The sequence below is a fragment of the Gordonia aichiensis NBRC 108223 genome, assembly GCF_000332975.1.
GTDB lineage: Bacteria > Actinomycetota > Actinomycetes > Mycobacteriales > Mycobacteriaceae > Gordonia > Gordonia aichiensis.
Window position 1 is genome coordinate 105,508 of sequence record NZ_BANR01000016.1, and the last position, 22,010, is coordinate 127,517.

Genomic DNA, 22,010 nt, shown 5'->3' on the forward strand with positions numbered 1-22,010 from the left:
GTCAGCGTATTGCACGTGTCAGGGATGATGATGAGGTGGATGAGCGACCCGACCCGACGCAGAACCCGACCGATCCCGGGGAGACCGGTGAGAACAGCCGCGGCGGAAAGCTGCGCACCTCGACAGCGGTACTGGCACTGCTGGCGGTGATCGCGATGATCGTGATCGCACTCGACGTGGCAACCAAATCGCTGGTCGTCGCGTTTCTCGATCCAGAACGACCGGTGCACATCATCGGCGACGCGGTCACGCTGCGGCTCGTACGCAACAGTGGCGCCGCGTTCTCGATGGCCTCGGGTTATACCTGGGTGCTGACACTGATCGCGCTCGCTGTCGTGGTCGTCATCATCCGGTTCAGCGGCCGACTGCGGTCGGGATGGTGGGTTCTCGGACTCGGTCTCGTCCTCGGCGGTGCCATCGGCAATCTGATCGACCGGATCTTCCGCGACCCGGCGCCACTACGCGGTCACGTCGTCGACTTCGTCTCGGTCGGCTGGTGGCCGGTGTTCAACGTCGCCGACTCCGCGGTCGTCTGCGGTGCGGTGCTGCTCGTCGTGCTGTCGCTGCTCGGCTTCGACTACGACGGCACGCGCTCGGGGTTCGCGGCCGGCCGCGCCGGGCATCACGATGCCGACGGTGCGCGCGCCGACGAGAAGTCGGCGTCGACCACGGAGGAACGAGATGCGTGACTCGCGCTCCATGCCGGTTCCCGACGGCATCGCAGGCATGCGTCTGGATGCGGGCGTCTCCCGCATCCTGGGACTCTCCCGGACGGTGGTGGCCAACCTCGCCGATGCGGGCGACGTGACCGTCGACGGGGTCGCGGTGGGCAAATCGCACAAGCTCGCCGCCGGGAGTTGGCTCGACGTCCTGCTGCCCGAGCCCGACGAGCCGCTGCGTGTCGAGCCGACACCTGTCGAAGACCTGACGGTGATCTATCACGATTCCGACATCATCGTCGTCGACAAACCTGTTGGCGTCGCTGCGCACCCGTCGCTCGGATGGAGCGGTCCGACCGTCGTCGGCGCACTGGATGCCGCGGGATTCCGGATCTCGACGTCGGGGGCGGCAGAACGGCAGGGCATCGTGTCGCGTCTGGACGTAGGGACGTCGGGCTTGATGGTTGTCGCGGCATCAGAGCACGGGTACACGATGCTCAAGCGCGCGTTCCGCGATCGCGAGGTCGAGAAGGGGTATCACGCCCTGGTGCAGGGACATCTCGATCCGCCGACCGGGACCATCGACGCGGCCATCGGCCGACATCGCGGTGCGGACTGGAAGTTCGCGGTGACCGCCAACGGCAAGCCGAGCATCACCCACTACGACACTCTGGAGATGTTCGCCGCCGCATCGCTGCTCGACATTCATCTCGAGACAGGTCGGACGCACCAGATCCGCGTGCATTTCTCCGCGCTGCACCATCCGTGCTGCGGTGACCTGACCTATGGCGCCGATCCGGTGTTGGCCGCGCGCCTCGGTCTACAACGTCAGTGGCTGCACGCTCGCTCGCTCGGGTTCACGCATCCCGCCGACGGTCGTTGGGTGGAGTTCACGAGTCCCTATCCGGCAGACCTTGCGCACGCTCTCGACGTCCTCCGGGAGACCTGATCGTGCGCCCGCGACGACACGCCGCGGGCGACACTCCGGGATCCCCGCCTCATCTGTCACACCCAGGCGCGGCATCTCCGTGACTGTCGGAGGGGAGTCCTACAGTGGTTGGGATCGATCGGTTGGGATCGATCAACACACGCACATCAGTGACGTTCTCGTGAGAGGACGTCCCTCCGAGGTGAGAGGCATCCGTGGCCGGTTCGTTTGTCCACCTGCACAACCACACCGAGTACTCGATGCTCGACGGTGCCGCGAAGGTGTCGCCCCTGTTCGCGGAGGCCAAACGGCTGGGTATGACCGCGATCGGCATGACCGACCACGGCAACATGTTCGGTGCCAGCGAGTTCTACAACACCGCTGTCAAGAACGAGATCAAGCCGATCATCGGTATCGAGGCGTACATCGCCCCGGAGTCGCGGTTCAACACCAAGCGCATCCAGTGGGGTACCCGCGATCAGAAGGACGACGACGTCTCCGGCTCGGGCGCGTACACGCACATGACCATGGTCGCCGAGAACGCGACCGGACTGCGCAATCTGTTCAAGCTGTCGTCGCTGGCGTCCATCGAAGGCCAGCTCGGCAAGTGGTCACGTATGGATGCCGAACTCATCGCGGAGTACGCCGAGGGCATCATCGCGACAACGGGGTGTCCGTCGGGTGAGGTACAGACGCGCCTGCGGCTCGGCCACGACCGGGAGGCGCTCGAGGCCGCCGCGAAGTGGCAGGAGATCTTCGGCAAGGAGAACTTCTACCTCGAATTGATGGAGCACGGTCTCGAGATCGAGCGCCGCGTGCGCGACGGACTGCTCGACATCGGTCGCAAGCTCGGCATCAAGCCGGTCGTCACCAACGACTGCCACTACGTGACCAAAGACCACGCCTCCAGCCATGAGGCGCTGCTGTGCGTGCAGACCGGGAAGACGCTGTCCGACCCGACCCGCTTCAAGTTCGACGGCGACGGGTACTACCTGAAATCCGCCGACGAGATGCGGGCGCAGTGGGATTCGGTCATCCCCGGTGCGTGCGACAGCACCCTCGAGATCGGCGAGCGGGTCCAGTCCTACGCCGACGTGTTCACACACCGCGACCGCATGCCGGTGTTCGACGTACCCGAGGGTGAGTCGCAGCAGACCTGGCTGCGTAAAGAGGTCGCCAAGGGACTCGCCGAGCGCCGCTTCGCCGGTGTGGAGGTCCCCGAGGACTATCAGCGCCGAGCAAACTATGAGCTCGACGTCATCATCCAGATGGGGTTCCCGGCGTACTTCCTCGTGGTCGGCGATCTGATCCGTCACGCACACGAGGTGGGTATCCGCGTCGGACCGGGTCGTGGTTCGGCAGCGGGATCTCTCGTCGCCTGGGCGTTGGGAATCACCAACATCGACCCCATCCCGCATGGACTGCTCTTCGAGCGATTCCTCAATCCCGAACGCGTCTCGATGCCCGATATCGACATCGACTTCGACGATCGTCGCCGCGGTGAGATGGTGCGCTATGCCACCGAGCGCTGGGGAGTCGACAAGGTCGCCCAGGTCATCACCTTCGGCACCATCAAGACCAAGGCCGCGATCAAGGACTCTGCACGGGTTCAGTTCGGCCAGCCGGGATTTGCCATCGCCGACCGGATCACCAAGGCGCTACCACCGCCCATCATGGCCAAGGACATCCCGGTCTGGGGCATCACGAACCCCGAGCACGAGCGGTTCGGTGAGGCCACCGAGGTTCGTACGCTGATCGAGACGGACCCCGACGTCAAGAAGATCTACGACACCGCGATCGGACTCGAGGGTCTGATCCGCAACGCAGGTGTGCACGCGTGCGCGGTGATCATGTCGTCCGAGCCGCTCACCGACGCGATCCCGGTCTGGAAGCGTGCGCAGGACGGCGCGATCATCACCGGTTGGGATTACCCGTCGTGTGAGGCCATCGGCCTGTTGAAGATGGACTTCCTCGGACTGCGCAACCTCACCGTCATCGGCGACGCGCTCGAGAACATCAAACTCAACCGCGGTATCGAGCTCGATCTCGACACCCTGCCACTCGAGGACACCAAGACCTACGAGTTGCTGGCCAAGGGCGACACGCTCGGCGTGTTCCAGCTCGACGGCGCCGCCATGCGCGAGCTGCTGAAGATGATGCAGCCCACCGGGTTCGAAGACATCGTCGCCGTGCTCGCGTTGTATCGCCCCGGCCCGATGGGCGTGAACGCCCACACCGACTACGCAAAGCGCAAGAACGGTCTGCAGCAGATCAAGCCGATCCATCCCGAACTCGAGGAACCACTCAAGGAGATCCTCGCCGAGACCTACGGCCTGATCGTCTACCAAGAGCAGATCATGCAGATCGCTCAGAAGGTCGCCGGCTACTCGCTCGGACAAGCAGACCTCCTACGCCGCGCGATGGGCAAGAAGAAGAAGGAGATCCTCGACGAGGCCTACGACGGCTTCGCCGAGGGGATGCGCAACAACGGGTTTTCCCAGGGCGCCATCACCGCGCTGTGGGACACCGTGCTCCCGTTCGCCGGCTACGCGTTCAACAAGTCGCATGCGGCCGGCTATGGTCTCGTCTCCTTCTGGACCGCCTACCTCAAGGCGAACTACCCCGCCGAGTACATGGCAGGACTGCTCACCTCCGTCGGCGACGACAAGGACAAGGCCGCCATCTACCTCGCCGACTGCCGCAAGCTCGGCATCACGGTGCTGCCGCCCGACGTCAACGAATCGCAGCACAACTTTGCCGCTGTCGGGGCCGACATCCGGTTCGGTCTCGCCGCGATCCGCAACGTCGGGTCCGGCGTCGTGTCGTCGATCCTTGCCGCGCGCGACGAGAAGGGTAAGTTCACCAGCTTCTCCGACTACCTCAACAAGATCGACGTCACAGCCTGCAACAAGAAGGTCACCGAATCGTTGATCAAGGCCGGTGCCTTCGACTCGCTCGATCACCCGCGCAAGGGACTGTTCCTCATCCATGTCGAGGCGGTCGAGTCGGTCATCGGCACCAAGAAGGCCGAGGCAATCGGCCAATTCGATCTGTTCGGCGATGCGGGCGGAGCCGACGACACCATGGCCGAGGTGTTCGCGGTCAAGGTGCCCGACCAGGAGTGGGACTCCAAACACAAGCTCGCACTCGAGCGAGAGATGCTGGGGCTCTACGTGTCCGGGCATCCGCTCAGCGGCGTCGAGCACGCGATCGCAGCGCAGACCGACACCTCCATCACCCAGTTGCTCGAGGGCAACATCTCCGACGGAGCGCAGATCACGATCGGCGGCATCATCTCGTCGGTCACCCGCAGGGTGAACAAGAAGGGCGAGCCGTGGGCAGCCGTCACCCTTGAAGACATGGTCGGTGGCGTGGAGGTCTACTTCTTCCCCCGGGCATTCCAGACCTACGGGATGGACATCGTCGCCGACAACATCGTGTTGGTGAAAGCGCGCGTGAACATGCGCGACGACTCGATGATGATCAGCGCCAACGATCTGGCGGTTCCCGACCTGAATGCTGCCGGGGCAACCAAACCGGTTGCGCTCACGCTTGCCGCGCGTGCCTGCACTCCCGACCGCATGCAGGCACTCAAGCAGGTCCTCACCCGGCACCCGGGTCCGGCGGACGTGCACGTGACACTCATCAGCGACGAGCGCTCGACGGTGCTGAAGCTGACCGAGTCATTGCGTGTCACGCCCAGTTCGGCACTGATGGGCGATCTCAAGGCGCTACTCGGACCGGCCTGCCTGGGCTGACCGGCGCGGGTACGCTCCATCAATGCCCGGTCACATCATCGTGCACGGCGCTGACGCACTCACCGAGCGCATCAGTGACGAACTCCGCAGCGCCGGAGCGACCGTCGTGTCGCTGCACGATGCAGCCGAGCTCGTCGACCTCGACGTCGGGCACGCCGCTGCTGTGGTGTGTCCCGGTTCCGACGACGCGGTCAACCTCGAGATAGCGCTGCTCGCTCGACAACTCAGTGCCACCGTGCGCGTCGTCGCCAACGTATCCAATGGGGTGCTGCGCGACGCGGTGGCTCTCGGCAACGGCCCGGGTGCCGTCCTCGACGTCGCCGAACTCGCGGGGCCGTCCGTGGTCGAGGCGTGCCTGGGCCGGACAACTCATCCGATCACCGTCGCAGACAACGAGTTCGTCGTTTCCGGTGCGTACGCGCCGCGGGCTGCGACGTTGCGTGCCTTGTATGGCGATCTCGCGCCCGTGGCCGTGCTGCGCGGCGAGAACAGCGCCACGCCCGGCGAGGTGGTGCCGTCACCGGGCCGCGACCTCGATGTCGCCGAGGGCGACTGGGTGACGTTGATCGGCACTCCCGGTCAGCTCGCCGAGCAGCACATCGTCGTCGACCGTGATGCGACGGGTGGGCACCGCAGACACCATCGACCGCTGCCGCACCGAATTCTCACAGGGCTCAGGGCCTTTCGAGATGACGTCAACCCCAACCTCTTCCGGGCGCTCGGGGTATCGCTCGCACTGCTCCTCGGGGCGACCGTGCTCCTGCGGTACACCTATCATCGCCCTGGCATGAGCTTCGTCGACGCGCTCTACTTCTCCACCGAGACGATTGCGACCGTCGGATACGGCGATTTCAGTTTCGTCGGGCAGCCGACCTGGCTTCGGCTGTTCTCCATCGCGCTGATGTTCGCGGGCATCACGACGACGGCCATCCTCATGGCGTTCATCGCTGATCTTTTGCTGTCGCAACGTCTCTCGGTGTCCGCTGGGCGTCGCAGGGTGCGCGAGTACTCCGGACACGTCGTCGTGGTGGGATTGGGTTCATTCGGCATCCGCGTCGCGGGCGACCTCACGGCGCTTGGCTACGATGTCGCGGTCATCGAGCGCAACGACGACAACCGCTATCTCGACGCAGCCGCCGAACTCGACGTCCCGGTCGTCTTCGGCGATGCGACGCTGCGTCGAACGCTCTCCGACGCCGGTATCGAACGGGCGCGGGCGGTCGCGGTGCTGACCCATGACGACATGGTCAACATCGAGACAGGCATCATCGTGCGCGAACTGCTCGGTCGGCGCTGGACGCGCACCGAAGCCAGGCCGGGTGTGCCGGTGGTGATGCGTGTCTACGACCAGGCACTGGGCTCGGCGGTCGCCCACCGGTTCGGCTTTCAGAATGTGCGCTCGACCGTCGAACTCGCCGCACCCTGGTTCATCGGCGCCGCACTGGGACTGCAGGTGATCGCCACGTTCTCGGCGGGGCAGAGGTCATTCATGGTCGGCGGACTGTTCATCCGGAAGGGGAGTGCACTCGACGGCCTTGCCATGGAGGAGCTCCCGACGAGAACCCGCATCATTGCCATCGTGCGCGGGGGAGGCTCGATCCTCCATCCCCGACGCGACGACCGTCTCGCCGCTGACGATACCGTCTACCTGGTTGGCCCCTATCACGAGCTCTTCGACACACTCCGCGACGGACGGTGACCTCGATCACCGACGAACTACCTGGCCAGAGGCATGCGAAACAAATGTTTCGGGCGCCCGAACAATTCCTCGCAGGTGGGTCTATACTCGACACCAAGGCCAAGCGAACGAGGTGTCCGATGACAGTTCTGATCGAGTCCAACGGCTCCCACCGGAGCCGGGGACGCTCAGTTGATGCCACACACACGATCGAGATCGCCGGAGTGTGCTGGCCCGCACACAAGCTCTACGCGGTGGTCGCTGCCGCCGTCGCTGCGCTCGTCGTCCTTGTCGTGACCCGGTCACCCGAGAGCGCCGCGTGGTCGTCTGCCGCGACGGGCGTTGCGGTGTGGTTCGCCGTCGGGTGTCTTACACGCGGTCAGCGGCCGGGGAACGCGGCGACGGATCCGGCCGAGTAACCGCCGGGGATCTCGAAGATCCGTCCGTCGAAGCCTGCCCGGTAGAGGTGTCCGGCGGAGAAACCGCCTGTCGATCTCCCGTACGACACCACACTCGACAACGGCAGCCCGCTCGCCAGCACGCAGTAGCGTCCGGGTGACGTGATCCGCACGATCTGGCCACTCGCGTTGAACGGAACCACCGGTCGGTCGGCGGCGTCGAGTGTCAGCCCGTCCGGTGCCGCTAGCGCGTCGGCGCCACCGAGGGTCAACAGACTCTGGATGACGCGGGGGTTGGCGGTGGAGATGCGGCTGACTCCAGGATTGGCGAACGTTCGGGAGACGTAGAGGAAGCTGTCATCGCGGTTCAGTACGGCGCCGTTCGCGCTCGGGATGGCGCCCCAGTTGCCCTGTACCGCCCCGGTAGGCGTGATACGGCCGACCAGATTGCCGAAGCCGTTGGTGGCGTACACATTTCCGCGTGCCGACACGTCCATTCCATCTGCCGCGGACAGTCCACCGACCCATGGCCGGAGGGCGAGGGTGTTGACGTCGAGGCGAGCGATCGCGCCCGGACGGATCGCGTCGCCGAGAAACACCCGAGGGTCGGAGCCGTAGCCGACGAGCAGTGTGCCGTCCGGGGCCCATGCAAGCGCTCCGGCGCCGCCGGAGGGAACCTTGGCGATCGGCACGGCACCCGCGCCGGGACGATCGAGCCGAAACACCCGTCCGCTGACGAGGTCGGTGGTGTATAGCCGCCCGCGTGCATCGACGGTCAGCCCTTCCAGGGCTGCGCCGGGGACAGTGCCGACAAGGCGGGCGGGCACCGCGCCGCCCGCGCACGGTACAGCAGCATCGGCAGACCCTGCGCCGATAGAGGTAGCGGTGACCACCGAAGCCGTGGCTGCGGCGACGGTGGTGACGAGTGCGGTGGTGGCGAGTGCGGCGGTCCGTCGAAGGCCGAGACCGGGGATGAGGCGTCGGAACATGCCGACCTCCTGCGTGTCGTTCGCCGCGACTGCTGTGAGTCGAGTCGCCACTGTGCTGGACGAAGGAGGTGCCGGCGAGGCCGCGACGACATGGATGGACGTTTCCGATGCTACGACGATCGGGTCGCCCGACGAGGGATTTTTCGAGGTGAGACGATGGAGTGCGTGAGTACGCACCACCTCGGAGTCGACAATTCGCAGCCAACGCCGTCGGAGCAGCAGCTTTCCGCCGCCGCGATCGAGGCGGCCGTCGAGCGAATTTCCCCCGCGGTGACGCGCACCCCGCTCGAGGCGGTGCCGCGCATCTCGGAGGCGTACGGCACGAGGGTCCACGTCAAGCGAGAAGACCTGCAAACCGTGCGGTCCTACAAGATCCGCGGTGCCTACAACACCATGTCGCTGCTCTCCGACGACGAACGTGCGGCCGGCGTCGTGGCGGCGAGCGCAGGAAACCACGCGCAGGGTGTCGCGTATGCGTGCCGCACGATGCAGGTGCCCGGCCGGATCTACGTTCCGACCACGACGCCGAAGCAGAAGCGTGATCGGATCCGTTGGCACGGCGGGGACTTCGTCGAACTCATCGCGGTCGGCGACACCTACGACGCCGCCGCGGCAGCGGCACAGGACGATGTTCTCCGGACCGGGGCGGCATGGATTCATGCCTTCGACGATCCGCGTACCGCAGCGGGACAGGGCACCAGCGCGGTGGAGATCGTCGAGCAACTCGGCCGGGTCCCCGATGTCGTCGTCCTTCCGGTGGGCGGAGGCGGTTGTCTCGCGGGCATCGCGACCTATCTGCGGTCGAGATCCGAGGACGTCGCGATCATCGGCGTCGAACCGCACGGTGCGGCGTCGCTGTCGGCAGCACTCGTGGCAGGCGGGCCGGTCACGCTCGAGGAGATCGATCCGTTCGTCGACGGTGCCGCGGTCAAGCGCATCGGAGCACTCGGCCACCAGGTGCTCGCCTCGATGGGAGCAACTGTCGCTGATCATCCCGAGGTGCGTCGGCAGGTCGCGAAGCAGGGTGGATCGTCGCACGCACCAGTGCTTTCCGTCGATGATCCGCTTGTCGTGACCCCGGGTACCACGCACATCACGCACGTCGACGAGGGTGCGATCTGTTCGACGATGCTCGACCTCTACCAGAACGAGGGCATCATCGCCGAGCCTGCAGGTGCGCTCGCGGTCACGGGCCTGTCGCGATTGTCGCTGCCCGCAGACGCCGACGTGGTCTGCCTGATCTCGGGCGGCAACAACGACGTGTCACGGTATAACGAGATCATCGAGCGATCGCTCGTCCACAAGGGACTCAAGCACTACTTCCTCGTCGACTTCCCGCAGGAGCCGGGGGCGCTGCGTCGTTTCCTCGACGAGGTGCTCGGCCCCGACGACGACATCACCCTGTTCGAATACGTCAAACGCAACAACCGCGAGACCGGCGCCGCCCTCGTCGGTATCGAGCTCGGTGCGCCGGAGGGACTCGGTGAGCTCATGGAGCGGATGGCGCACACACGGCTCAACTGTGAACGGCTCGAGCCGGGCTCGTCGGCCTACAACTATCTGACCTGAGCCGGCGGGATCGGCGGCGGACGGCCTTCACTGGGGTCCAGGCAGTCGTCGCCCGATCACCACGTTGTGGCCAGGGCTGCGCACGCCGGACTCTGTCACCGCCACGTCGGTCCAGCTCAGCACGGGATCGATCCGGATGGGCACGTCGACCGCGTCGGAGCCGATCACTGCGAGCACGGTGTGATCGCCGCGGTGCATCGCGCACCACCCCGCGGTCTCGTCGTAGGTGACATCAACTGAGTCGAACGCCGGTTGGGCGAAGTCGTCGACCGATTTCCGCAGCCCGATGAGTGCCCGGTAGAACTCGAGCACCCGTGCGTGCGTTCCGATGTCGGGTTCGCTCCAATCGAGCTTCGAGTCGGCGAATGTCTGCGGCGACTGCGGGTCGGGGATCTCCGCGCTGTCCCACCCGTGTTCGGCGAACTCCGCCTTACGACCCTCGGCGGTCGCGCGACCGAGCTCGGGTTCGGGATGCGAGGTGAAGAACTGGAACGGTGTGCTCGCCGCCCACTCCTCACCCATGAAGAGCATGGGGGTGAAAGGGGAGAGGAGTACCAGAGCCGCCTTGATGGCCAGCTGTCCCGGATCGAGGTACGCCGACGGACGGTCGCCGATGGCTCGGTTGCCGATCTGGTCGTGGTTACAGGTGTAGGCGAGTAGTGCTGCGGCCGGGATCTCGTTGGTCGGTATCGGTCGGCCATGGTGGCGTCGACGGAAGGACGAATAGGTGCCGTCGTGAAAGAAGCCGCCGCGCAACACCTTTGCCAGGGCCTGATAGCTGCCGAAGTCGGCGTAATAGCCCTGTCGTTCGCCGGACACCAGGCTGTGGATGGCGTGGTGGATGTCGTCGTCCCACTGCGCCGTCAGGCCGTATCCGCCGCGATCACGCGGTGTGATCAGGCGCGGGTCGTTGAGGTCGCTCTCGGCTATGAGTGAGAGCGGTCTGCCGAGTTCGGCTGCGAGGGAGTCGGTTTCGAGAGCGAGCTCCTCGAGTATGTGTAGCGCGCGGTGGTCGTTGAGGGCGTGCACGGCGTCGAGTCGCAGGGCGTCGATGTGGAAGTCGCGGAACCAGCGAAGCGCATTCTCGACGATGTAGTCGCGGACAGTGTCCGAGTCGGGGCCCGCGAGATTGGGTCCGGCGCCCCACGACGTCGCCCCGTCGCTCAGATACGGCCCGAAGTCGGGCAGATAGTTTCCCGAGGGGCCCAGATGGTTGTAGACGACGTCGAGAACGACCCCGAGTCCGCGCGCGTGGCATGCGTCGACGAATCGCGCGAGTGCATCCGGTCCGCCGTAGGACTCCTGGACGGCGTACCAGTCGACGCCGTCGTATCCCCACCCGACGTCGCCGTTGAACGCGTTGACCGGCATCAGTTCGACGAAGTCGACGCCGAGGTCGACGAGGTGATCGAGTTTGTCGATCGCGGCGTCGAGTGTTCCGTCGGGTGTGAACGTCCCGACGTGGAGTTCGTAGAGGACCGTCCCCTGCAGGGAACGTCCGCGCCATCCACTGTCGGTCCAGGCCGACTCGTCGACCTCATGTAAGGCGGACAGGCCGTGCACGCCCTCGGGTTGCCGAACAGACCTGGGGTCGGGCCGAACCGGGGCGTCGCCGCCTGCATCGTCGCCGTCCGCATTGTCGCCGTCTGCATCGTCGCCGTCTGCATTGTCGCGGAGAACTCTGAAGCCGTATCGGCGCCCGAGTTCTGTTGCACCAGTTTTCCGGGGCCCGTCGTGGTTGTGGATGCTCTCGTCGGACCCCCGGATGTCCGACCGATCCTCGGCGTCGACTCGCCACCATTCGGGCGCGTCTGGCAGTCGCGCCATGGGTAGGCCCTCGCTGTCGGGGGAGTCGGTCACGAGAACGACCGATCGCGCGGTCGGGGCCCACACCTGGACGTCGCCGATGAGACGAGGTGGCATAAATCGTCTCGATGGTGCGCTCACGTGAACGTTTTCCTCCGCCTTCGGCGTGCCGGTCGCTATGGTGTCTGCGTCTGCGGGGCCGACGGGTTCGGGGGTCGTGTCCATGGCCCAACCGTAGATCCGGAGACGCCGATCCGCCCGACTCGCCAGCGTGTGACCCATCGCACACGCTGTCTGTCGGGCGATGTATATTACCGCGCAGTTAGATAAGTGGTTGCTGAGGAAGCCGTAATTGTTGGCGTGATGCCAACAATGGCATGATCTCCGGACGGTGCAGCGCCCCAGGCGCGCACAACACGGACAGAGGTGGTTGTCATCGAGAGTCGGGCATGAGTGAGACGACGGAGAAGCAGGCTGCGGCGCCCGATCAGGGCGTGACGGTCCGTTCCCGTCACAATGGGCTGGCGGTGTGGTTCCGCGAGCACGTGGTGGCGTCTTTCGACACCTTCGGTCGGCAACTCGGGTTGTTCGTCGAGGTGTTCCGCACCCTGTTCGTCGACATCGCCAAGCGAAGGTTTCCGTTCGCCGAGTTCATCCGTCAGTGTGCGTTCATGGCCAGCACATCGGTGTTGCCGACGCTGCTCGTGGCCATCCCGATCGGCGTCATCGTGTCGATTCAGGTCAGCAACATCGCCGGGCAGATCGGGGCGACGTCGTTCTCGGGTGCAGCCACCGGTCTGGGCGTCATCCGCCAGGGCGCGCCGCTGGTGACCTCGCTGCTGCTCGCCGGCGCTGTCGGATCGGCGATCGCCGCAGATCTCGGCTCGCGCACCATCCGCGACGAGATCGACGCCATGCGCGTGATGGGTGTCAACCCGATCGAACGACTCATCTCACCGCGACTGCTGGCCACGATGGTCGTGAGCTTTCTCCTGTGCGGCTTCGTGTGCTTCGTCGGCTTCATCACCGGCTACGTGTTCAATGTGTACTTCCAGGGCGGAACCCCGGGCAGTTATACGGGCACCTTTGCGTCCTTCGCCTCGGTGTCCGATCTATCGTTCGCGCTCATCAAGTCGGTCATCTTCGGAGCGATCGTCGCCATCGTCGCCTGCGACCGCGGACTGTCGACCAAGGGTGGGCCTGCAGGCGTGGCGAATTCGGTCAACGCGGCCGTCGTCAACTCGGTCCTGTTGTTGTTCACGGTGAACGTCATCCTCACGCAGATGTTCGCCCTACTCGTCCCGACAAAGGTGGTGTGACGTGACGGCATCACGGTATGTGCCACCGGTTCTGCGTCCGCTCGGTGCAGGCAAGATCGTCTTCACCGCGCCGCGTGACGCGCTCGCGGCGATGGGGCACCTCGTCACGTTCCTGGTCAGGTCGATCGGAGCCGTGCCCCTGACCTTCGTCCATTACCGCAAGGAAGTGTGGCGTCTGCTCTCCGACGTCGCGTGGGGCAACGGAGCGATCGTCGTGGGCGGCGGCACGGTCGGTGTGATGCTGATCCTCGGTGTCATGGGCGGGGCGACGGTCGGCATCGAGGGCTACACCGCGTTGAACCTGCTCGGTATGGCGCCCGTGACCGGTGGGCTCTCCGCCTTCGCGACCACCCGCGAGATCGGACCACTCCTCGCCGCGACCGCGTTCACCGCACAATCGGGGTGCCGGTTTACGGCGCAGCTGGGGTCGATGCGCATCAGCGAGGAGATCGATGCGCTGGAAGCTATAGCGATCCGTCCGATGCCCTACCTCGTGACGACGCGCATGCTCGCGGCCGTGATCGCGATCGTGCCGCTCTACTCGGTGTCACTGGCTGCCAATTACTTTGCCTGCCAAGTCATGTTCCAGCTCCAGAGCGGAAAGGGTGCAGGCGACTATCTTTCCTATTTCGACTCGTTCATCCGTTCACAGGACGTACTGTTCTCCTTTGTCAAGGTGGTCATCTTCGTACTCCTGACCACGTTCATCCAGTGCTACTACGGCTACTTCGCCTCGGGCGGACCCGAGGGCGTTGGCGTTGCGGCAGGCCACGCGATCCGACTTGCGATCATCGTCATCGTCTTCGCGAACCTCATCATGACGCTTGTCTTCTGGGGTATGTCGTCCGGCGTTCGGATATCGGGATGAGGGGGCGTCGGTGAACATCGCCACGGACGGGCGTAACCCGTCACTCGGTCAGTACGTGCTACGCGGAGTGGTCTTCGTCGTGGTGCTCGCCATCATGTTCGTCTTCCTGTTCATGCGCTATCAGGGTGTGTTCGACTCCGTGGTGCCGGTTCGGGCCCAGATGGAGGACGTCGGCGACGGCCTCGTCGACAGTGCCGACGTGCGGTACAACGGGCTGATCGTCGGCGAGGTCACGTCGATGCAACTGTCTAGTGAACAGGGTGTGGGCGGCAAACAGCTCAAGGTCGTCGACATCGACCTCGACCCAGCGCAGGCCGAGGGGATTCCGGCCAATGTCACTGCGCGCACCGTTCCGTCGAATCTGTTCGGGGTCAACTCGGTGGAGCTCGTCGCGCCGGAGCAACCTGCGGCAGACCACATCTCCGCCGACGCGAGCATTCCTGCGGACAGGTCGCTGGCGACCATCAAGCTGCAGGATGCGCAGAACGATCTCCGCACGTTGCTCACCGCGGTCCCTCCCGAGCAGTTGGCGGGCGTCCTCGGCACCATCGCGGATGCGCTTCGCGGCGGCGGTGCTGTGTTCGGCATGTTCTCGGGCGAACTCAAGACCTACTTCGAGGCCCTCAATGCTCAGTTCCCGACCGGAGCCCCCTCCGGATTCGACAACTTCAACGATTCGGTACTCGGTCTGGCGTCCTCGGCGCCGGAGTTGCTCAACACCCTGGGTCGCAGTGTCATCCCCGCGATGACCGTGGCATCGCATCAGCGCGACATCACCGCGCTGCTCACCGCGGCGTCGAGCACACTTGATCAGGCACAGACCCTGTTCGCCCGCAACGGCGACGTGGCCCAACGGCTGGTACCCGACCTCGACACGATGATCGGTGCAGTGACGCTCGAACCCCGCTCGCTCCCGCAGGCGCTCACCGCCCTCAATCAACTGGCTGCCAAGGCGGTGACGGTGTTCACCGGTCTCAACGGTCACGTGCAGGTGAACATCGGCCTCAGTTTTGGTGCACTACAACAGTATTCACGTGCCAACTGTCCTGTCTACAACGGCGGACCCTATGGCCAGGCCCGCGGACCGGGATGCGTCGGGCCCGGGACGGGCACCGGTCCGACGAGTTCGGGTCCGCTGCTCGTTGCGCCCGCGTCCAACCGTGCGGGTGCAGATCAGGCGGGCACCGCGCAGGGGCAGACATCCGCCGGTGTCGTGACCACCGGTGCGGACAACCGGACCTTGACCACGGCATTGGATCGCACACCGCGCGCCGCAGACACACTGATGCTCGGCCCACTCGTGCAGTCTGTGTCACTCGAACGCGACGACGACGCCAACGGAACCGGCACGGGAGGAGGACGATGAGCGCGGTCGAGGGGTCGATCCGAAAGCCGCTGATAGGCTTCACCATTTTCGCTGTGGTGGCGTTGTTGCTGACCTACATCATCTATTCGACGCTCGAGCGTTCCGTATCAGGACCCACACGCAACTTCTCGGCATACTTCACCGACGCGTCCGGGCTGCTCGCCGGCGACGACGTGCGCATGGCAGGTGTCCGCGTCGGCCGCGTGCAGTCGATCGACCTCGACCACGGACGTGCCAAGGTGACATTCGAGGTGCAGCAGGATCAGCCGGTGTTCACCACGACGCAGGCCGCGATCCGATACCAGAACCTCGTCGGGCAGCGTTACCTCGCGCTCTCACGCAAGGACGACGCGTCCGAGGCCCCGCTGGCGCCCGGCTCGACGCTGCAGCAGCCCTCGCAGGATTCGTTCGACGTGACGAAGTTGCTGGCAGGATTCCAGCCGGTCTTCGACACGTTGCAGCCCGAACAGGTCAACGCCTTGTCCAACGGGCTGATCCAGGCATTCCAGGGCGACACCGTATCGCTGAACACAACCGTCGCGCAGATCGGCAAGCTCGCCTCCGACATGGCCAACCGTGACGTCGTGATCGGTGCGATCATCGACAACCTCAGCGGCGTGATGCGCGACCTGTCGGTCCAGAAGGGACAGCTCACCGGTGTCGTCACCAGCATCGCGTCGCTCATCGAGAAGCTCAACGCGAATTCGGCCGCACTCGGTAAGTCCGTCGACCAGGTAGGCCGTACCGCTGCGGGATTCGCCGATGTGCTCGGCAGGTCGCGCACCGATCTCGCGGCGGCCGCGAACAACACCAGATACGCGACGAACGGACTCATCTCGGCGGGAGCGGCGCTCGACCAGACCGTGGTCGACCTGCCGAAGTTCCTTGCGCTGCTACCGAAGGCGATGCAGGAGGGGGCGTATCTGAACGTGTACGCGTGCGATCTCGACATCTCGATCGGCAATGTTCTGTTTCCGCCGGGGATTCTGAACAAGATCGGCGGCACCAAGCACTCACCGGTGTGCCGATGAGTGGGCGCATGCGCAGGAGCTTCAGCCGGCACCGTCGGACCTGGTACGGCGTGATCGGCGCCGCCGTGATCGTGGCGCTGATCCTGCTGGTGACCGGAATCGGGGAGGCGCACATCGGGAAGAAGTCGTACACAGCGGATTTCGCGCAGGCCGGAGGCATCCGTCCCGGCGACAAGGTGCGCGTCGCCGGAATAGACGTGGGTGAGGTGTCGGATACCTCGCTCGAGCGCGACCACGTCAAGGTCACGATGAAGGTCGATCAGGATGTCGCGGTGACGTCCAACGGCTCCGCCGAGATCAAGATGTCGACGCTACTCGGACAGCGCTACGTCGATGTCTCGCTGGGTACTTCGTCGCAGCCGGCGCCCGACGGACGGATCACGAGGACGTCGGTGCCCTACGACCTGCAGAAGACCCTCGAAGTGGGCACCCCGGTGATCGCAGGCGTTGACGACAAGGCGCTGGCGCAGAGCATCACGACACTCAACTCCCAACTGTCCGATGCCCCGGCACTCGCCCGCCCGACAATCGATTCGCTCGTCGAGATGTCCAAGATCATCACCAACCGCAAAGACCAGATCACGCAGCTTCTCGCCGATACCAACACGGTGACCTCGGTCGTCAACGACACGCAGACGCAGTTGGCGGTCATCGTCGGTCAGGGCGGGCAACTCGCGGCGAAGATCGCGGCGCGCGAGGCGTTGGTCACGAAGCTCCTCGACGGTGTGGCCGCGTTGGCCGACCAGACACGAGCGGTCGCTGCCGAGAACGGCGACAGCTTCGCCCCGATCCTGGGCAACCTCAACACGATCAGTCAGGGTCTGCAGAAGAACCAGGAGAATCTTCGCAAGCTGCTGCAGATCCTGCCGGTCACCTCGCGCATGCTCAACAACATCATGGCCGACGGACCGCACTCGAGGGGTTACCTCCCGTGGGGTCTGTTCCCCGACAATTGGCTGTGCGCTGCACGCGTGGTGGATGGGTGCTGAGTATGACGAATCGGGTCACGGTCACGAGACCGCAGTGGCATCGGCCGACGATCCTCGTCGCGCTGACGGTCATGGTTGTCGCGCTGCTGTCGGGTTGCTCGCTGGTGCCTGCGAGTTGGAAGGTTGCGTTCGGCTCGCACATCGAGGTGACCGCTTACTTCCCGAACGTCGCGGGACTCTACAAGGACAACGACGTCGCGGTCCTCGGGATGCCGGTCGGTCAGGTCACGTCTGTTGAGCAACAGGGCACTCGCGTCAAAGTCAGGTTCACCATCGACAAGAACGTCCCCGTCCCCGTCGACGCGACGCCCGCCATCGTCAACACCTCCATCGTCACCACCCGCCATATCGAGCTGACGCCGACCTACTCGGGTGGTCCGAAGCTGACAGACGGTGCTGTTCTCAAGAACGAGGGACGCAGCCCGGTGGCCGTCGGGGATCTCTTCGACGCCGTTGACCGGCTCGTGTCGTCGCTGAGCACCGACAAGGCGGGGGAGGGGCCGATCGCTGATCTGGTCGACATCACGTCGGGTACCACATCGGGCAACGGCGACCGCATCCGCGAGGCCATCAACCAACTCGGTTCTGCGACCGATGTCTTCGCGGGCAACGGAGATCAACTCACCCAGATCATCAAGAACACACAAAAGCTGACCGGCGCGCTGACGGCCAACTATCCGAAGATGAAGCAGTTCTCGTCGTCGATCAGCCAGGTTGCCCAGATGCTCGGCCAGCAGGCGCCAGGCCTGACGGCCACCCTCGACGATCTCAACCAGACGCTGCTCAACACCTCCGAGTTCCTGAGCAACAACTCGACGACCATCAGCGACTCGACCGGACGGCTGAGCGCCCTGGTCCGCAACCTGAGTGACTACTCGCGACAGGTCGTCGAGACGATCGACGTCGCGCCGTTGTTGTTCCAGAACCTCGCCAACTCCGTGTCGCCGGAACAACGGGCGTGGCGAATTCAGGTGCTGCTCGACAAGTCGCTGATCGACGGTGAGGCGCTCAACAAGTTCTGCGAGACGATCAATCTGCAGAAGAACGGCTGCCGCACAGGACAACTCAAGGATTTCGGTCCGGACCTCGGCGTGTTCTCGAGTCTGCTGGAGATGAGCAAATGAGGCAGTACACGATCACTGTGAGCCGACCGCGGTCACCGATCTCGCGGACCGACATCACTGGGCGCTGCCACCCGCGTCGCCTGATGCGGCGTCGTGGTGCCCCTCGGCGGAGCATCCCGGCGATTCTCGTGGTACTCGTCGCGGCGGCGGTCGGCTTGTGCGGGTGTAGTTCGATGCCCGGGCTCACCGTCGAGCAACTCCCGCTGCCTGCGCCCGGAGGGATCGGCGACGGGAAGACACTCATCGCCCACTTCGACAACGCGCTCAATCTGCCGAGCCGCGCCAAGGTGAAACTCAACGGCACCGATGTCGGTGAGGTCAGCGAGATCGCCGTGCACGACTACACGGCAGTCGTACACATGACGGTTGCCCGGGATGCCCAGATTCCCGCGGGAACCGGGGCTGAGCTGCGCCAGGCGACACCTCTCGGCGATGTTTTCGTTGCACTGACACCTCCGGCGAACGCCTCGGGGCCGTCGATCGCCGACGGCGCGCAGCTCACCGGCCCGACGTCGGCTGCTGCGACGGTCGAGGACATCCTGGTCTCCGCGGCCGCGGTAGTCGACGGAGGCTCGCTCGGCTCGTTACAGCAGATCGTCACCGAGCTGAGCGCTGCCGTCGCAGGCGGACCCAGTAGCCCCGGCAACCTGCAGGGCGCGATCAAGGAGTTCACCACGGCGATCAGCAGACTGAACGCGAACTCTGCCGAGGTCGACCGGTCGATCCGCAACACGTCGGTGCTGACGGCGGACCTGTCCGCGGGCCGACCCCAGATCATGGCGGCCATCAACAAGCTGGGACCCGCGATCGACACCGTCGACGATCAGATGAATCTGATCCTGTCGACGCTGGACAAGACCAACAAGGTCACCAGCGCGACCAACGACTTCCTCGGCAAGGACTCCGACAGTCTTGTATCGCTGATCGGAAATCTGAGGACCCTCACGGCCGAACTGCGCGACGTCCCACCGATTCTCGGTCCCGTGTCGAAGAATCTGCAGGAGTTGACGCCGAAGTTCGCCAAGACGATTCAGGGCAATTCGGTTGCGGGTTCGGCAAAGTTGTACTGGCTCACCACCGGATTCGGGTTCGACTCGGCCAGCCGGTTGCCCGAGTTGCAAGATCTCGAGTCCGGCGGACAGTCGCTCCAACAGACCCTGACACGGATTCTGGCGCAACTGAGCGGCACGAAGGGATGCTGCGGATGATTCTGTGGTTGCGAAAGCACGCCAGTCTTCTCGGCAACATCGGACTCGTTGCGGTCATGCTGGTGGGGCTCGCCTACATCGGATTCGGCGCTCTCAGTTGGCGCCCGTGGCAGGGCACCTACCACCTCACCGTCAACTTTCCGATTTCCGGTGGGCTGCAGGACAGCTCGCGGGTGACGCTACGTGGCGTGAAGATCGGGGAGGTCGATTCGCTGCACGTGCAGCCCAACTCGGTTCAGGCACATCTCTCCATCGACGACGACGTGAAGATCAACAGGAATTCCCTGGTATCGGCGCTCGGTTTGTCGGCGGCGGGCGAACAGTATGTCGATTTCACCCCGTCAACGAGCAGCGGACCGTACTTCGCCGACGGCGACACCATCGAGGTCAACCAGACGCACGTGACCGCGCCGTTCCCTGCGCTTCTCGAGTCATCGTTGAACGTGATCAGTCAGATCGACCCGGTGAAGTTGCGGGCAACCGTGTCGAGTCTCGACGTTGCCCTGACCCCGGAAGCGGGCCAGGCCAACCAACTCAGAGCATTCTTCGACTCGGCGGGAACGATCTTCGCTGACCTTCGTCGAGTGTTGCCTGAGACAACCAAGCTGATCCAGCAGACGGGCACGATTCTCGCCACGACCGCGAACATCCAGCCGGACCTGGGGACGACCGTGTCGGGTGCAAGTGCACTGATCAACTCGGCCGTCGCCGCGAACGGGGAGTTGAACACGTTGTTTGGCAAGGGGCCCGCACAGTTCACCAGCCTGAGTGGCTCGTTGGGCCAGATCCGCGATCCGCTGACCGGGGTGCTTCAGCAGGTAGCAGACATCGCGCATCAGGGTGCGCTACGAGCACCGGCGTTGGCCACGTTGCTGCCGTCGATCCGCGACGCCTCCTACATCAGTCAGAACATGTTCCACGATGGTGCGTGGTGGGTCATGGCGGCGATCTTCCCGCGGCCCTACTGCAACTACGCGGCGACTCCGATCCGGCCGACCAAGGTGCTGGAAACCGTGATTCCGACCAATCTGTACTGTGTCACCGAAGACAAGAACCAGCAGATCCGCGGCTCGGCCAACGCGCCCCGACCTCCGGGTGACGACACCGCGGGTCCGGCCCTCGATGCCGACCCGAACGCACGGACTGTACCGCTGGGATAGGACGCTCCGGTCCGACAGGACCTTGTCGTATCAACGCGCGACGCCGCACAGTGCACCGGCCGTACACGGCGGGTGAAGACTATGAACTGGAAGTACATGACAGCCGACAACAGCAGCGACGCCAACAAGGCCGACGCCGACAACCCCGACGCCGACAACATCAGCGCCGACAACACCAGCGCTGCCGATAACCCCGACGCGACGACGACCGACGCGACGACGACCGACGCGACGACGACCGACGCGACGACGACCGAGACTGCAGAGGTCGGGAACTCGGCGACAGACGCCTCCGCGGAGGTCGAGGACGGTCAGGGCCTCGCCCCTGCCCCCGAACAGAAGGCCCCGAGGACGAAGAGTGCGCGTGCGGCCGCGCGTCAGTCAGGTGCGGCCCGGTCCGGCGGAGGTGACGGCGGCGCGGAAGTTGCAGAAGGGACCACAGGCGCCGATGAGGCGTCGGGTACGCCGTCGGCACAGCAACGCAGGGGATCTCGCGAGGTCTCGGTCACCATCAGCGCGGCAGGATTGCTGAAGATTCTCGCGGGCGTGGTGGTCGTGGCGCTGATCGTGGGTGTCGCACTCCTGGGGTGGGGTTATTACCGGGATCAACAGAAGTTGTCGGCCTTCGACGACGCGAAGTCGGCGTCGTCGGTGTTCACAGTCAAACTCGTCAGCACGATGAACTCCGATGCGGTCGGCGACATGAAGACGTTGCTGGGGCCGCTGAGTACGGGCGAGTTCCGAAAGAACCTCGAGCGCGAGCAAACCGATGGCTCGAAGGCGTTGCGCGACCTGAACGTCAAGGCCACCCCGACGGTCAAGTCGGTGTCGGTCGAGTCCTTCGACACCGATCGCGCGTCGACGGCCGTACTCGTGGAGGTAACCGGAACGAGCACGATCGCACCGAGCGGCGGCAAGGAGTTGATGCTCGTCTGGCTGGACCTGGTGAAGGAAGACGGCTCCTGGAAGGTCTCCAAACTCAGTGGGGCGCAAGCAGGTCTGGGGCAGCAGCAGGGGACTGGCGGACCGGCCGCAGACACGCAGGGCGGCTCCGAGAGCCCGGCACCTGCAGCGCCATCACCTGCAGCGCCATCACCTGCTGCGCCGACGCCGGCCCCGGGCGGTTGAGGGTAGCGACCGGGTGTCCGAACACGACGCCG

At 65.0% G+C, this 22,010-nt stretch carries 17 protein-coding genes; 15 read left to right on the forward strand and 2 right to left on the reverse strand.

The features are described from left to right. Positions 1-35 precede the first annotated feature (35 nt). From lspA to GOACH_RS15155, 5 genes are all read left to right on the forward strand, one after another. Positions 36-689: a signal peptidase II gene (gene lspA, locus GOACH_RS15135; protein WP_005176401.1), complete on the forward strand. Its 654-nt coding sequence runs from the start codon at positions 36-38 to the stop codon at positions 687-689. After that, on the forward strand, positions 682-1,608 hold the full coding sequence (locus GOACH_RS15140) for an RluA family pseudouridine synthase (protein ID WP_005176403.1): 927 nt from the start codon (positions 682-684) through the stop codon (positions 1,606-1,608). Before lspA ends, GOACH_RS15140 begins: the two co-directional genes overlap by 8 nt. Positions 1,609-1,802: 194 nt before the next feature. Continuing rightward, positions 1,803-5,345 carry a DNA polymerase III subunit alpha gene (gene dnaE / locus GOACH_RS15145; protein ID WP_005176404.1) on the forward strand — a complete coding sequence of 1,181 codons (3,543 nt, stop codon included), beginning with the start codon at positions 1,803-1,805 and terminating at the stop codon, positions 5,343-5,345. Positions 5,346-5,367: 22 nt separating this feature from the next. Beyond that, positions 5,368-7,044 carry an NAD-binding protein gene (locus GOACH_RS15150; RefSeq protein ID WP_005176406.1) on the forward strand — a complete coding sequence of 559 codons (1,677 nt, stop codon included), beginning with the start codon at positions 5,368-5,370 and terminating at the stop codon, positions 7,042-7,044. 119 nt (positions 7,045-7,163) lie between these two features. Continuing rightward, positions 7,164-7,442: a hypothetical protein gene (locus GOACH_RS15155; protein WP_005176407.1), complete on the forward strand. Its 279-nt coding sequence runs from the start codon at positions 7,164-7,166 to the stop codon at positions 7,440-7,442. On the opposite strand, the gene GOACH_RS15160 is transcribed toward GOACH_RS15155, so the two are convergent. After that, on the reverse strand, positions 7,403-8,410 hold the full coding sequence (locus GOACH_RS15160) for an SMP-30/gluconolactonase/LRE family protein (RefSeq protein ID WP_005176410.1): 1,008 nt from the start codon (positions 8,408-8,410) through the stop codon (positions 7,403-7,405). The two genes, GOACH_RS15155 and GOACH_RS15160, sit on opposite strands and share 40 nt — an antisense overlap. 156 nt (positions 8,411-8,566) lie before the next feature. Between GOACH_RS15160 and ilvA the strand changes: the two genes are divergently transcribed. Continuing rightward, positions 8,567-9,979, forward strand: a complete 1,413-nt coding sequence (ilvA, locus tag GOACH_RS15165) for a threonine ammonia-lyase IlvA (protein WP_005176413.1) — start codon at positions 8,567-8,569, stop codon at positions 9,977-9,979. Between the two features lie 27 nt (positions 9,980-10,006). Here the strand turns inward: ilvA and treZ are convergent, their stop codons facing one another. Continuing rightward, entirely contained in the window at positions 10,007-11,902 is a 1,896-nt protein-coding gene (treZ, locus tag GOACH_RS15170) for a malto-oligosyltrehalose trehalohydrolase (RefSeq protein ID WP_040518840.1), read from the reverse strand. Positions 11,903-12,234: 332 nt separating this feature from the next. Here treZ and GOACH_RS15175 point away from each other — a divergent pair, with 332 nt between their 5' ends. From GOACH_RS15175 to GOACH_RS15215, 9 genes are all read left to right on the forward strand, one after another. After that, positions 12,235-13,104, forward strand: coding sequence for an MlaE family ABC transporter permease (locus tag GOACH_RS15175; RefSeq protein ID WP_005176418.1), 870 nt, complete (start codon positions 12,235-12,237; stop codon positions 13,102-13,104). Between the two features lies 1 nt (position 13,105). After that, a complete protein-coding gene (locus GOACH_RS15180; protein WP_005176420.1) occupies positions 13,106-13,972 on the forward strand; it encodes an MlaE family ABC transporter permease in 867 nt (288 codons plus the stop codon). 10 nt (positions 13,973-13,982) lie between these two features. After that, positions 13,983-15,338, forward strand: coding sequence for an MlaD family protein (locus GOACH_RS15185; protein WP_005176422.1), 1,356 nt, complete (start codon positions 13,983-13,985; stop codon positions 15,336-15,338). Next, on the forward strand, positions 15,335-16,369 hold the full coding sequence (locus tag GOACH_RS15190; RefSeq protein WP_005176423.1) for an MCE family protein: 1,035 nt from the start codon (positions 15,335-15,337) through the stop codon (positions 16,367-16,369). Before GOACH_RS15185 ends, GOACH_RS15190 begins: the two co-directional genes overlap by 4 nt. Before the next feature lie 8 nt (positions 16,370-16,377). After that, positions 16,378-17,358 (forward strand): MCE family protein, encoded by a 981-nt coding sequence (locus GOACH_RS15195; RefSeq protein WP_005176426.1) that lies wholly within the window; start codon positions 16,378-16,380, stop codon positions 17,356-17,358. Between the two features lie 2 nt (positions 17,359-17,360). After that, positions 17,361-18,482: an MCE family protein gene (locus GOACH_RS15200; protein ID WP_040518880.1), complete on the forward strand. Its 1,122-nt coding sequence runs from the start codon at positions 17,361-17,363 to the stop codon at positions 18,480-18,482. Continuing rightward, positions 18,479-19,690 (forward strand): MlaD family protein, encoded by a 1,212-nt coding sequence (locus tag GOACH_RS15205; protein WP_005176431.1) that lies wholly within the window; start codon positions 18,479-18,481, stop codon positions 19,688-19,690. Before GOACH_RS15200 ends, GOACH_RS15205 begins: the two co-directional genes overlap by 4 nt. After that, a complete protein-coding gene (locus GOACH_RS15210) occupies positions 19,678-20,850 on the forward strand; it encodes an MCE family protein (RefSeq protein WP_005176433.1) in 1,173 nt (390 codons plus the stop codon). Before GOACH_RS15205 ends, GOACH_RS15210 begins: the two co-directional genes overlap by 13 nt. Before the next feature lie 81 nt (positions 20,851-20,931). Continuing rightward, a complete protein-coding gene (locus GOACH_RS15215; protein ID WP_052004020.1) occupies positions 20,932-21,978 on the forward strand; it encodes an Rv1363c family protein in 1,047 nt (348 codons plus the stop codon). Positions 21,979-22,010 lie beyond the last annotated feature (32 nt).